This window comes from Buttiauxella sp. AC142 (assembly GCF_979253435.1).
Genome location: NZ_CEEDCH010000001.1, coordinates 2,538,118 through 2,549,926, shown reverse-complemented (window position 1 = coordinate 2,549,926; position 11,809 = coordinate 2,538,118). Strand labels below are relative to the sequence as shown.

Sequence of the window (11,809 nt, the reverse complement as noted above, 5' to 3'; positions counted from 1 at the left end):
CCGGCGGGTTTTTTATTGGGGGAATTATGCAGGGAATGAGCAGAACGAGCGGAAAACCGCTCAGCAGCACAGACCATATTCGGCAATCAGTGACCGATATCCTCAGTACGCCGCTGCTTTCACGCCGGATGCTGCCGGAATACGGGAGCAATCTCCCGAATCTTGTTGATTACACCTCCGACCGTTCAACCGACATCCGGGTCATTATGGCAACCGCCGTCGCGCTGGCCAGATGGGAACCGCGTATTCGTGTTGATTCAATCAATGCGGTGGAGGTGAGCGCGGGGAAAATATCGGTAACAATTGCGGCGACGGATATTGAATCCGGGCAGGGACTGCTGCTTGAGGATATAGAGATATGAGTGAAGTTATCGACCTGAGTCAGCTACCGCCACCGGCTGTTATCGAAACGCCCGCGTTTAAAGACCTGAAGGCGCAGCGGCTGGCAGAACTGCAGGGATTAGATCCGACGTTTAACGCTCTGCTGGAAAGTGACCCGGCGATAAAACTGCTGGAAATTGTTTGTTATCGAGAGATGGTGAACGTTGCCCGGACGAACTCCGGGGTCTGGGCTGTCATGCTGGCATATGCCAAAGGTGCAGACCTCGACCAACTGGCCGCGAACTTTGATGTCTACCGTCTGACCATTACGCCAGAGGATGATACAACAATCCCGCCGACGCCGGCTGTGATGGAGGGTGACGATGCTTTTCGTCTGCGTATTCGCCTCAGCTGGTATGCACGCAATACAGCCGGTTCGACACAGGCTTACGAGTATTTTTCGCTGTCAGCTGACGGAACAGTCCTCGATGCAAAAGCCTACGGGCCGAATGATGATAGTTCTGTTTTACCTGGTCACGTTGAGGTTTACATCCTCAGCAGCGACGGCAGCGGCATGCCATCACAGGCGCTACTCGATACGGTAAACGGGGTATTAAGCGCTGATTTTACGCGCCCTTTGACGGATTACGTCGAGGTTAAAGCGGCAACCCTCAAAGATTACGCTGTTACAGCGACGCTTGTCATTGGGGCGGGGCCGGATGCTACGACGGTTACTCAGGCAGCACAGGAAGCGATGCAGCGTTATGCGGATAGCGTTCACCGCATCGGTGTTCCAATGTCGTTAGCCGGTGTTTACCGGGCGCTGAAGCAGCCTGGCGTGACGGACGTCGTGCTGAGCGACCCAACAGCAACGATAGCGGTCGGGAAGGGTGAGGCGAGTTATTGCACCGGAATCACCCTCGGAACGGATCTGCCAGGGCTCAGGGAGGCTCCATGACATTTCAGAGCCTGCTCCCACCCAATGCCACTCAGGATGAGCTCGCACAGGAGATGGTGCATAGCCATGTCGGCGACGTACTTTTCGATGTCCGTGACGTGAAAAACCCGGATGCCTGCCCGCCCGATGTTCTGCCCTGGCTGGCATGGGAGTTCGGTGTTACGTGGTGGGACAACCAGTGGACCGAAGAGCAGAAGCGCAGCAACATCAAAAACGCCGCTGCAGTGAACAAAACGCGCGGGACACTGGGAGCAGTTAAACAATCCCTTGCGTCAGTGGGTTACAGCATCAATGTTATCGAGTGGTTCAACGAAACCCCGCAGGCTGACCCTTACACCTTCCGTGTCGAAGTCATCGGCAACAGCATAACGAAAGACATTATCGACAAAATTTACAGCCAGATCATCGATACAAAAAACTGTCGGAGCTTGCTGTCTTCCATCGATATCGGGCCAAACGACATTACCGGCGTCTGCTACGTGGGCGGCGCGGTTGTGGCTACGCTAAAGGCAGAAATAGGGACGAGTGAATGAGCGATTTTTATGTGATTTTGACGGATGCCGGACAAGCGCTGATGGCCGCAGCGACAGCGGGAGGTGCGCCGGTTGCTCTGTCTCAGTTTGGGGTCGATGACGGAAATGGTGCCGTCATTACGCCTGACCCGGCACAGACGGTCCTGGTTAATGAGGTTTACAGGGGCGATATCAGCAGCCTTTCAGCGACCGGCAATACGATTAAAGCGCAGCTGGTTATCCCGAAGGACTCCGGGGGGTACACCGTCCAGGGGTTCGGGTTGTATACGGATGACGGAACATTGTTCAGTCTCTGTAATTTCCCGGCACAGGAGAAGCCGCTACCGTCCAGTGGGTACGCAGTGAAAATGGACACGGATTATTACCTGCAGGTCAGTGATACGTCAGTCGTGACGCTCCAGTTCGACGGCGACGATTATCTGACGCGGGAACAGGCCGACACGATTTATCTGCAAATCGGCAATAACCTGTCAGAAATAGCGGCAGCAGGTGCAGCAGCTCAGCAGGCGGCGCGGGATAATATTGATTTGGGTTCAGCAGCAACTCTTGACGCGCAAACATCAAAGGACGATGTAACGCCAGGGCGAGTCTTGGTTAATGGTAGCGCTATTGCTGTGCGGTCATTTCGTGCTTCAGGGGATGCGGGAGGTGATACGACTGACGCAAACAACCTTCCTGCAAACTCAGTAAGTTTTGTTTATTCATCTGCAACCAATTCACCTGATTTTGAAGCGTCAGTGTTGGATTTTGGAGGGCTAGACGGAACTTATAACACACAGTTAGCCGCCAGCTATTCAACACCGGGATTGATAAAATTCCGGGCTAAGAATGGGGATAACGATACATGGAATGTTTGGCACAGTTTTTACACCACAGGTAACAAGCCCACAGCCGCCGATACTGGTGCGCTGCCTGTTGACGGCACAGCAGCAGCCGCAACAAAACTGGCAACTGCCCGAAATATAAACGGCGTGCCATTTGATGGCACAGTGGACATCACCATTTCTGCAAGTGCGGTGGGTTCATATACCAAAGAAGAATCAGACGGGAAATATCAACTTAAAAACGCGTCGGGGAATGCTACCAATGGATGGTTTAAAGATTCATCGACAGGTGTCATAACACAATGGGGGATGACAACATCCGTCTCCGCAAGCCAGCCCATAAATTTTCCCATTGCATTTCCTTCAGTGTGCGTAGGCATTCAAGTCACTGCATTTACAAATGGTGTGGCGGGAACGATGGAGACAGGTTGCTCAGCATATTCAAACACCGCGGCGACATTGACTGCAAACCAGCCATTCAGCTTATTTTGGGTAGCAACAGGATATTAAAAGCATGTCTAAATACATTTACTCTCCGTCACAGAATGCGTTTTACCCTGTGAAATTAAGTCGCGCCTACAAGTTAAGCGGAACATGGCCAACCGACGGAAAAGAAGTTGCCGATGAAATTTATATCGAATATGCCGCCAAAGTCTCACCCCCCGGAAAAATCCGCGAGGCCGGAGAAGACGGGATGCCCTCATGGGTAGACGCCCCGGTCCCAACGCCGGAAGAAGCTGCTTTTATGGCAGAGTCAAAAAAATCCACACTCATGAAATCAGCCAATAACATGATTGCGCCGCTTCAGGACGCCGCAGATTTAATCATAGCGACAGAATCGGAATTAAAGGCTCTTGCTGAATGGAAAAAATATCGTGTTTTATTGAGTCGGATTGATACAACAAAACCGCCTGAAATTGAATGGCCACCCTTACCGAATTTTATCAGCTGATACAGCCCGCCAAATGAGCGGGCTTTTTTATGGGAGTAACTTATGGATCTTCATGGCGTCCGCACACAAGAAACGGACAATCAGACGAAGGCTATCACGACGGTAAATATGAGCGTCATCGGTCTTGTCGGAACGGCACCTGATGCGCTGACAGGTACGGCGGCGACAGTGACAGTCGGCAGTACGATTCTCGATAATGCGCTGGTCTATACTGCGGCTGAGGTTGGGGCAGACGGAAATCAGCTGCAGGTTATGGCTGTATCCGGCGTACCTGATACCACTGACCCGGAAAACCCTGTCGCTGCAGTCACTTCCGCAGTCTATGCCGGCGAGCTTCTAACAATCACTCTGGGTACGGATGAGACAGGGAAGATCACCGCCACGGCTTCTGATGTCATGACAGCCGTCGAGGCTGTTGCTGACTCGGGCATTACAGCGGCGCTGTATCCCGGTATCACCGGCGCGGGTGTTGTCGACCCGTTCGGTGCGACGAAGCTGGCCAGCGGTGCCGATGAGCCATTTCCGCTCTATAAGCCTGCGATTATTTCCGGGAGCCGGAGCAAGGCGAAGCAGCTCGGTTACAGCGGGACGCTTTACGCTGATATGGTTGATATCCTCGCGCAGATTGGCGCACTGGTTATTGTTATCCGTGTTGATGAGGACGACGAAGAAGAGCAGCAGCGCGCCAATATTATCCAGGGTATCGAGGCGATGGCGCTCGCGCAGGGTACGTTGAATTATCAACCGCGTATTCTTATCGCGCCGGAATGGAGCACTGATGACGGCGTCGGTAAAGCGCTGGAAAGTACCGCGAACCAGCTCCGGGCAATCACTTATCTCGATATGCCGGGTATGGCCACCGGCGAAGATGCTGCACGACGTGCGCAGATGTACGGGGCGCGGGTCGAAATTCTCCGACCGCGTATCATGGTGACGGATGATGTCATCGGAAAAATCAATGCTCGCCCTTACTCAGCCGCTGCAGCAGGTCATCGCATGCGCATCGATAATGACTTCGGCTACTGGTGGTCAAAATCGAATAAAGAGGTTTACGGCTTCTCCGGGCTTGAGCAGGTCGATTCGTTCGTCATTGGCGATGAGACGTGTGTCGCTAACCAGCTCAATCAGGCCAACGTCAGCACGATCATCATGCTGGACTCTTACCGCCACTGGGGAAACAGGCTCTGCTCCAGTGACCCGCAGTGGCGCTTTGAAGCCGTTCGCCGCACAGCAGACGCGATTGAAGACTCTATTCAGATTATGGTCACGAAAAATTATGTCGACCGCCCAATAGATAAAGCCTTTTCGACGTCGCTTCTCGGCTCTATTAACAGCTATCTACGCCAGTTAACCGCTTCAGGTGTTATTAACGGCGGGCGATCCTGGCTTGACCCTGATATGAACACCGCAGAGACGCTTGCAGCCGGGAAAGTGTATGTGAACGTTGCGTTCGGACCTAAATCGCCAGCTGAAGAAATCATTATCACGTATTCCATCGATAACACTTACACCGTCCAGGCGTTGGGGCTTAGCACCGCTGCCTGATAGGGAGACGACATGTCTGATTTAACCTACGTATACAGTAAATCCGCGTTATGGACGCAGGACAGCGTCCGAATCGCGGGCCTGAACGCTTTCACTGCGCCTGCAATCACAGCGACCATCGGCAATAAAAAAACGACCTGGATGGATATGGCCATCCCGGTCGATAACGGTCTGGAGCCGATGACCTGTGAATTTAAAACCGATGCTGATATCGATGTTCTCGGGCTGTTTGGCTTTATGCCTGGCAGGACGACGCGAGTCCAGGCACGCCGGACTTATCGTGATGGTAACGGCGGGTTGCATACCTTTATCGATGAGATGGAAGGGCTGATTGGCACTATCACCCCGGATGAAAGCGGTACTGACAGTAAAGAGGGCGTCGGGCTTTCGGTGACGATGAACCTGAGTTACTACAAATTGACGGTCGACGGTAAAGAAATTTACGAGATTGACCCGCAAAACATGATCCGCTCTGTCAACGGCACAAACACTCTCCAGGACGAGAAAGACGCCATGTTGATGTAATTACGTCACTTCTCTCTAAAAACACTTCATAGCGCCGTGCAGGCGCTATTTTTCTATATAAGGATTAGCACCATGAATTACCCGGCAAATACCACTGTCATCACCCTGTCTCGTCCATTCAAACTCAACGGCGAAGAAGTCACCGAACTGACCATGCGTGAACCGCGTGTCGTCGATAAGCTCACTTACGAAAAAACGGCGGGCGGTCCACTGGTGAAAGAATCGACCATGATTGCAACGTTATGTGGTCTGAATGCCAGTGATATTCACAACCTCCCGGCGTATGACTACGAACAGTTAACGGATGCGGTGAATCGTTTTTTGCTCCCGCCCGAAGAACGCGAGAGTCAGAGTTCCTGAACGACCAGCCTTACATAACGAAATATTGTCACGTTACGCTGAGTGAGCAGCTGGAATTGCCGCTCAGCGTCTATAAGCGTTATCGCGAGATGGCGCTGAAAAGGAGTAAGGCCTGATGGCTAAGACGCAGCAGTTTAACGCCTCGGTTAATTTTGGGGCGACTGTCGATGGTTCCGTCGGTAAAACGCTGAATCGGCTGACGGGTGGCATCGAAGATATTGGCAGCGTATCCCTGAAAACGATGGGCATCCAGACAAAGTGGATGCGTGACCTGCAGTCTGGTTCTGCCAGTACAGCCAGCAAGATGAAAACGATGGAGCAGGCGACGTCCGCCTTGCTGAAAAAGCAGGAGGCACTCGAAAAAGAGATTAGGGAAAGCACCAAAAGCGGCAAGGGTGGGACAGCTGCGCTCGTTGAGGATTATAAAAAAGTGGGTGTGGCCATCAAGCGCGCAACTGATGAAATGGAGCAACTCAGCAAAGAGCAGGCCAAAGAGCAGAAGCGGGCAGAGCGTGGCGCTCGCTTCCGTTCTGGTATGTCATCTATTGGGCATGGATTAGGCAAAGGGGCCGGGGGCATTGGTCGCAGTATGATGACCGCGACCCGATGGGCTGGAGCGGGTTTATTGGGTGGGGCGGCGGCTGCAATTGCCAGCCCTATTGCGCTTAATTCTGAGACGGCAGAGAGTGCGGGTTTGGCTAAATCGTATGGGATGAGCATCAAGCAGTTTCAGGGCATGGGGATAATCGCCAGACAGGCAGGTCTGAATGCGGAGAACGGGGGCGACCTGGCTGAAGAGTTTGTGAATAAACTCAAAGAGCAGGGGAACGAGAAAATGCTGAACCCTATGCTCGGACAGCTCGGTTTAACTAAAAGCTCTCTGAATGGCAAAAGCCGCGAGGATGCGTTTAACGAAGTTATGTCCAGGCTGTCCCGGATGAAAGACACTGGCGCAGCGGCATCGCTCGCAGATCAGCTTATGGGCGGCGAGGCGAATAAGTTTCTCACCTATATCCACTCGACCGGCAAGTCGTTCGAGCAGGCGATGGCTAACGCACAGCGCTATAATTTGCTCACGCAGGAAGGCGCAGACGGCGCGATGAAAGCGAACACGGCTGTCGGTAATCTCTGGGGCGTGGCTGTTTCAGGTATGGAAGATACTATCGGGAAAATAACCGGCCAGCTGGCTCCGACTGTAGATAAAGCTGCGCTAGAACTCGCAGACTGGATGAAGGGGATGCAGCCGAAAATCACTGATGCGGTTACTGATTGGCTGAAACCTGATGGAAACAATAAGACAGGGCCGCAGCGGCTCTGGGATGGTGTTGTTAAGTTCGGAGCTGGCGTGGAAATGGTCGCTGATGAGATATTCGCTGTTGCAGCTAAGCTAAAATGGCTTTTGCCTGATGATCGTGGCGTAGCTGATATGGATACAGCTCAGGAAGCCAGGCAGAAAGCTATTCAGATGGAAATGGAAAAACAAGGCGTTAATACTTTGGGTTACCAGGAATCAATTAACGTTGCTAATGAGGGTGAAAAGGAATGGAGAGCCGCTCGTAGCCAGGCTTATGTTCCAGATTATGTCGGATTTGACGACAGTACGTTCGGTGGCCAAATCCCCGTCGTACCAGGCGCGGAATCATCAACAAACAAAGTAAGCCAGACAAACAGCAATCAGTTCAATTTCAATGTAACGATAGCTGCGGGAACACCTGAAGAGCAGGCTCAGTCACTGCATGACGAGTTTAAAACTCTGATTGGCAATACGCCGACGTTTTCTCCGACGTTTGATATGCCAGGGTGATAATGAGAGAAATAAATTAAACTTATTGTTGCCGCCGTAAATTTAGCGGCAATATTTTATTTGTAAATATGAATGGCGCGGTTTTTGGTTTTATTTTCAGGTTTCTGCGTGATTAATGTTTCTTTATTTTCATTGTCTGTATTTGGTGTTGAAGTTGTTTTTGATTTTCGTTCCCCTAATGCTGCCCATAAAACAAATACTATCCAAATGAAAAACACCCAACCAAATAGAATGCTAAAAATACTTATTGCTGCAATTTTTTTATGTTTTCTGCATGCCGCAATGACAATAGGCAGGAAATATAAAACCAAACTTAATATTGGGTTTGCGAATAACCAAATATAGCAAGCTATTACACCAGCCACGATATCAGCGCCTGTCATTTTCTATCCTTACGAGGTAGTAAAAACGTGAAATATACAACCAAAAATGGCGAAAAACTCGACGTGATTTGTTTCAAAAAATATGGGTTTGTGAATAACGCTGTTGAACAGGCACTTTACGAGCCAGCGAACTACGACCTCACGACAAGCGAAGTCTTTTCAGCAGGAACTGAAATTGACCTTCCCGTCATCAAACCGGATGAGAAAAAACAAGAATATTCATTGTGGGAATGATTCATGACTCAATATATCAAATCTGGCTCAATGCCGTGGCAACCGAATTTTTCCCTCACGGTTGAAGGGGAAGATATAACGGAAATTGTAAGAGCTAACCTCATAAATCTCACCCTGACCGACTATGGTGGCAGTGAGAAGAAGAGCGATCAGATTTCGTTTGCCGTTGTCTCTCCGGATATGAAACTGCCAGCGAAGGGCGTGAAAATATCAATCGGGCTGGGGTTTGGGCAGGAACTGACAGACAAGGGGACGTATATAGTCGACTCTACGACGTCCGGGTTCTCAACCTCGTCTCCGCGAATTATTGAAGTTACCGCTCGAGCATTTTCGAAAAGTAACGAGAGGGGCCATAGTACGCTGCAGTCGCAAAAAACGCGCTCGTTCTCGGGTGTAACTCTCGGAGACCTGGTAAACAAAGTCGCAACCGAACACGGTCTCACGCCGCGAGTTCCTGCGAGTCTGGCCAGCATTCAGATCCCCCATGTTGATCAGTTAGGTGAATCCGACATGAACCTGCTGACACGGCTGGCGGACCGATATAGTGCGGTGAGTAAAGTTTCCCATGATTACTGGATTTTGACGCCCCGCGAAGGGACGACAACAGTCAACGGAAACGAACTGCAGAAGCTGGTCATCACGCCAGACATGGTTTCGACAGCAAGCTATCACAACAATAGCGATCATCCTGACGCATCGAGCGCCAACAGTGGGACCAATGTTATCTCATATGTTGATGTTACCGACGGTGGGAAGATAAAGACTATTACGGTCGGGAGCGGAGAGCCGGTCACACATAACGAGTTTCCGATGCCATCTCTTGCTTCAGCGCAGGAAGTTGCAGGTAGTACGACGACAAAAAGCAAAAAGAAGCTAAAGGGGATGAGTTTAAGCCTACCCGCTGCGCCCGAATTAATGGGGCTAACGGCGCAATGCCTGATAGAAACATCTGGGTTCGGTTCAGTAGAGGACCAGGAGTGGCATATCAGTAAGCTAGACATGACCCTGGCTGAGCAGGGTTTTACATTTAAGCTGGAGCTCGAGTGATGGCGACGATATCAGGAATTTTTAATGATCCATTCGGTCAGCCACTGACTAATGTGGTTATTCAACTGACTGCCAGAACGACAACCTCAGTAACTTTCACCGGGACGAACGCCGCTGCCGTTACATCTGCAGACGGTAGTTATTCGATGGTTGTACTACCTGGTGTATACGCAGTCACCGCCAAAATAAAAGGAACCCCCGACTATCTCGGAGTCATTCAGGTTTACGCCGATAGCCCGGATGCTTCCCTGAATCAATACCTGGCGGCATTTAACCCTGATGATGTGACACCGCTTGTCTTGGCTGAGATGCAGGCGATATTGCTGGCATCGGTGGCAGCAGCGAAAGCCGCGGTCGAGGCGGCAGATCGGGCAGCGAGTTATGTGCTGAATTTTCTGGGGCCCTATGATTCAGCGACCGCTTACAAGAAAAATGATGTCGTGTATCAGGATGGAAGCGAATACAAGGCGCTATCCGATTCTCTGGGAACGCCGCCGCCCGACGCGCCGTGGGAGATTTATGTCGAAAAAGGGGATGTCGGACCGGCCAATATATTAGAAATTGGCACAGTGAATACGCTTCCGGCAGGCAGTGCGGCCACAGTTGAGATAATGGGTAACTCGCCTAATCAGACCCTCACATTTGGGATACCACAAGGCGTGAGCGGGAAGGATGCTACGGGCGAGGTCAAATCGGTTGATAGTCTGAAACCAGACTCAGTGGGGAATATCTCTCTGGGTGCGTATACGTCCGATAATCCCCCTCCTCAATTCATCCCATTACCGGGAGATCCAGGGAGCACCGTAATTGCATCATTAAGCGTTACCGGGGGAAGCGGGGGGGTTTATAAACATATAGGGGAGACGGTCAGCGGGTCTGAAATTAATGTCTGTTGCCTGTTACAAGATCCATCTGGAGTGACCAGTTGGGCTAAAATTTCGCCTGAGTTTAAAGATTTAAGCGGGACTTGGGCCTGCGCGGGTTATGCCCCTAACGGGTTTGGCGCAACTTTATGGACTCGAATTGATAATGTCCAATTGCGTCATATGCGCTCAGCATCGAGCAATGCGATAGCGAGAAATTGTCGCTACAGTTCCGCAAATAATTCGACGATTGATTGCGAGGTACAACAAAATGACACCTGGTGTCCATTTACGGCCAGTCCGAATGACAGCACTACATGGGGGCGTGAGATTTATGCTAATGCTGTAGCGGGATATTACGGAGAGGTCGCGGCTTGTTCTGATCCTGCGGCATAGAATAGTCATGAGTAACACCTGCAGAGTGTTTGGGAAATAAATGGGGTTTATGTTTTCTGATGCAGAGTTGTAGTTCGAGGGCTCTGCATCAGATATTTAAATCAAATATTGTCTGAGATATTTTCTTTGATGATTATTCTGGAGGGTTTGTCTGTTATATAGGTGCAGTTTGATGGAATGTTAGATTTTATAAATGACATGGCCCCAATTTTTACATTGTCACCAATCTTAACTGACAATCCTATAATGCATGTGTTCGCACCAATGTCCACATTGTTACCAATCGATATGCGCAAAGATTTGCTGTCTGTATCTATTTGACCTATGACGGTATTCTGTCTGATAACGAAGTTTTCTCCGATATCCACCAGGCTGTGAATTACAATTCCAGAATGGTGTGGGATCATAAGCCCTTTTCCTATATTGGCGCCAAGACCAATTTCACACCCAAACCTTTCTAAAAGTTTATTATTTAGTTTCTCTGCCGCTTTTCTTTGTAATTTATTACCGTTTATGTACATTTCATTTGCAAGTCGCCACCAGAAAAGGAAGTTTCTATGGCGTAATTTTTTCTCCCGCAAAAGTCGAACGACGGAAAAATAAGGTCGTCTTATTATTTCCATCTGCCAGTAGTACCAAAGTTTTTCATTTTTTCCGAAAAAAACAAACAATAATGAATGTAAGTAAAGCATGTAATCCTCTGGAAAACTTAACAATTTTGCGCCGTATTTTATAGTTGAAGATTGTTAGAGTATTGATATACGACATGTTTACGCTTATTGCCGTGACTCCAAAAGCACGTAAAGAATAACGTGCCAGTCTTGACGCTAATACATTTCAGTGCCGAGTGCCGAGTGCCGAGTGCCGAGTGCCGAGTGCCGAGTGCCGAGTGCCGAGTGCCGAGTGCCGAGTGCCACGTACCTTGTGCGGTCGTCTGGCACCCATTGGCAAACAGGTATAATGAGCGGTGCATTTCTGGCCGTTGACTACAGCAAGACGCCCATGTGACGGCTCGATAGTTGTTGTGACAGTCTGGGGATTTTGTTGCGCTGGTAGCACAAGAT

At 50.2% G+C, this 11,809-nt stretch carries 14 protein-coding genes; 12 read left to right on the top strand and 2 right to left on the bottom strand.

Annotated elements, in window-relative coordinates; all coding sequences use genetic code 11:
* Positions 1–35: 35 nt before the first annotated feature.
* From AC0IWZ_RS11780 to AC0IWZ_RS11740, 9 genes are all read left to right on the top strand, one after another.
* Positions 36–362, top strand: a complete 327-nt coding sequence (locus AC0IWZ_RS11780) for a GPW/gp25 family protein (RefSeq protein ID WP_471677257.1) — start codon at positions 36–38, stop codon at positions 360–362.
* Positions 359–1,279, top strand: a complete 921-nt coding sequence (locus AC0IWZ_RS11775) for a baseplate assembly protein (protein ID WP_471677258.1) — start codon at positions 359–361, stop codon at positions 1,277–1,279. The genes AC0IWZ_RS11780 and AC0IWZ_RS11775 overlap by 4 nt, the downstream gene beginning before the upstream one ends.
* Complete coding sequence (locus AC0IWZ_RS11770) at positions 1,276–1,812, top strand: phage tail protein I (protein WP_471677259.1); 537 nt, start codon at positions 1,276–1,278, stop codon at positions 1,810–1,812. Before AC0IWZ_RS11775 ends, AC0IWZ_RS11770 begins: the two co-directional genes overlap by 4 nt.
* Entirely contained in the window at positions 1,809–3,146 is a 1,338-nt protein-coding gene (locus AC0IWZ_RS11765; protein WP_471677260.1) for a phage tail protein, read from the top strand. Before AC0IWZ_RS11770 ends, AC0IWZ_RS11765 begins: the two co-directional genes overlap by 4 nt.
* A gap of 4 nt (positions 3,147–3,150) precedes the next feature.
* On the top strand, positions 3,151–3,588 hold the full coding sequence (locus AC0IWZ_RS11760) for a tail fiber assembly protein (protein WP_115628060.1): 438 nt from the start codon (positions 3,151–3,153) through the stop codon (positions 3,586–3,588).
* 42 nt (positions 3,589–3,630) lie between these two features.
* Positions 3,631–5,133: a phage tail sheath family protein gene (locus tag AC0IWZ_RS11755; protein ID WP_471677261.1), complete on the top strand. Its 1,503-nt coding sequence runs from the start codon at positions 3,631–3,633 to the stop codon at positions 5,131–5,133.
* A 12-nt stretch (positions 5,134–5,145) separates the two neighbouring features.
* Positions 5,146–5,658, top strand: coding sequence for a phage major tail tube protein (locus AC0IWZ_RS11750; RefSeq protein WP_471677262.1), 513 nt, complete (start codon positions 5,146–5,148; stop codon positions 5,656–5,658).
* A gap of 72 nt (positions 5,659–5,730) precedes the next feature.
* Entirely contained in the window at positions 5,731–6,018 is a 288-nt protein-coding gene (locus AC0IWZ_RS11745; protein ID WP_471677263.1) for a phage tail assembly protein, read from the top strand.
* 115 nt (positions 6,019–6,133) lie between these two features.
* The gene (locus tag AC0IWZ_RS11740) at positions 6,134–7,822 is read left to right on the top strand and encodes a hypothetical protein (RefSeq protein WP_471677264.1); all 1,689 of its coding nucleotides are present in this window, start codon (positions 6,134–6,136) and stop codon (positions 7,820–7,822) included.
* A gap of 56 nt (positions 7,823–7,878) precedes the next feature.
* On the opposite strand, the gene AC0IWZ_RS11735 is transcribed toward AC0IWZ_RS11740, so the two are convergent.
* On the bottom strand, positions 7,879–8,205 hold the full coding sequence (locus AC0IWZ_RS11735) for a superinfection immunity protein (protein ID WP_471677265.1): 327 nt from the start codon (positions 8,203–8,205) through the stop codon (positions 7,879–7,881).
* Between the two features lie 27 nt (positions 8,206–8,232).
* Here AC0IWZ_RS11735 and AC0IWZ_RS11730 point away from each other — a divergent pair, with 27 nt between their 5' ends.
* From AC0IWZ_RS11730 to AC0IWZ_RS11720, 3 genes are read left to right on the top strand one after another with little or no spacing between them, the layout of a single operon-like run.
* A complete protein-coding gene (locus tag AC0IWZ_RS11730) occupies positions 8,233–8,439 on the top strand; it encodes a tail protein X (RefSeq protein WP_471677266.1) in 207 nt (68 codons plus the stop codon).
* A 3-nt stretch (positions 8,440–8,442) separates the two neighbouring features.
* On the top strand, positions 8,443–9,486 hold the full coding sequence (locus AC0IWZ_RS11725) for a late control protein (protein ID WP_471677267.1): 1,044 nt from the start codon (positions 8,443–8,445) through the stop codon (positions 9,484–9,486).
* On the top strand, positions 9,486–10,745 hold the full coding sequence (locus AC0IWZ_RS11720) for a prophage tail fiber N-terminal domain-containing protein (RefSeq protein WP_471677268.1): 1,260 nt from the start codon (positions 9,486–9,488) through the stop codon (positions 10,743–10,745). Before AC0IWZ_RS11725 ends, AC0IWZ_RS11720 begins: the two co-directional genes overlap by 1 nt.
* Before the next feature lie 101 nt (positions 10,746–10,846).
* On the opposite strand, the gene AC0IWZ_RS11715 is transcribed toward AC0IWZ_RS11720, so the two are convergent.
* Entirely contained in the window at positions 10,847–11,437 is a 591-nt protein-coding gene (locus tag AC0IWZ_RS11715) for a serine acetyltransferase (protein ID WP_471677269.1), read from the bottom strand.
* Positions 11,438–11,809: the final 372 nt, after the last annotated feature.

Excerpts from the sequence above, each read along its gene's own strand:
- AC0IWZ_RS11720 (WP_471677268.1), top strand. The coding sequence starts at position 9,486 with ATGGCGACGATATCAGGAATTTTTAATGATCCATTCGGTCAGCCACTG.
- AC0IWZ_RS11765 (WP_471677260.1), top strand. The coding sequence starts at position 1,809 with ATGAGCGATTTTTATGTGATTTTGACGGATGCCGGACAAGCGCTGATG.
- AC0IWZ_RS11715 (WP_471677269.1), bottom strand. The coding sequence starts at position 11,437 with ATGCTTTACTTACATTCATTATTGTTTGTTTTTTTCGGAAAAAATGAA.
- AC0IWZ_RS11725 (WP_471677267.1), top strand. The coding sequence starts at position 8,443 with ATGACTCAATATATCAAATCTGGCTCAATGCCGTGGCAACCGAATTTT.
- AC0IWZ_RS11760 (WP_115628060.1), top strand. The coding sequence starts at position 3,151 with ATGTCTAAATACATTTACTCTCCGTCACAGAATGCGTTTTACCCTGTG.
- AC0IWZ_RS11735 (WP_471677265.1), bottom strand. The coding sequence starts at position 8,205 with ATGACAGGCGCTGATATCGTGGCTGGTGTAATAGCTTGCTATATTTGG.
- AC0IWZ_RS11750 (WP_471677262.1), top strand. The coding sequence starts at position 5,146 with ATGTCTGATTTAACCTACGTATACAGTAAATCCGCGTTATGGACGCAG.
- AC0IWZ_RS11780 (WP_471677257.1), top strand. The coding sequence starts at position 36 with ATGAGCAGAACGAGCGGAAAACCGCTCAGCAGCACAGACCATATTCGG.
- AC0IWZ_RS11775 (WP_471677258.1), top strand. The coding sequence starts at position 359 with ATGAGTGAAGTTATCGACCTGAGTCAGCTACCGCCACCGGCTGTTATC.
- AC0IWZ_RS11745 (WP_471677263.1), top strand. The coding sequence starts at position 5,731 with ATGAATTACCCGGCAAATACCACTGTCATCACCCTGTCTCGTCCATTC.
- AC0IWZ_RS11740 (WP_471677264.1), top strand. The coding sequence starts at position 6,134 with ATGGCTAAGACGCAGCAGTTTAACGCCTCGGTTAATTTTGGGGCGACT.
- AC0IWZ_RS11755 (WP_471677261.1), top strand. The coding sequence starts at position 3,631 with ATGGATCTTCATGGCGTCCGCACACAAGAAACGGACAATCAGACGAAG.
- AC0IWZ_RS11770 (WP_471677259.1), top strand. The coding sequence starts at position 1,276 with ATGACATTTCAGAGCCTGCTCCCACCCAATGCCACTCAGGATGAGCTC.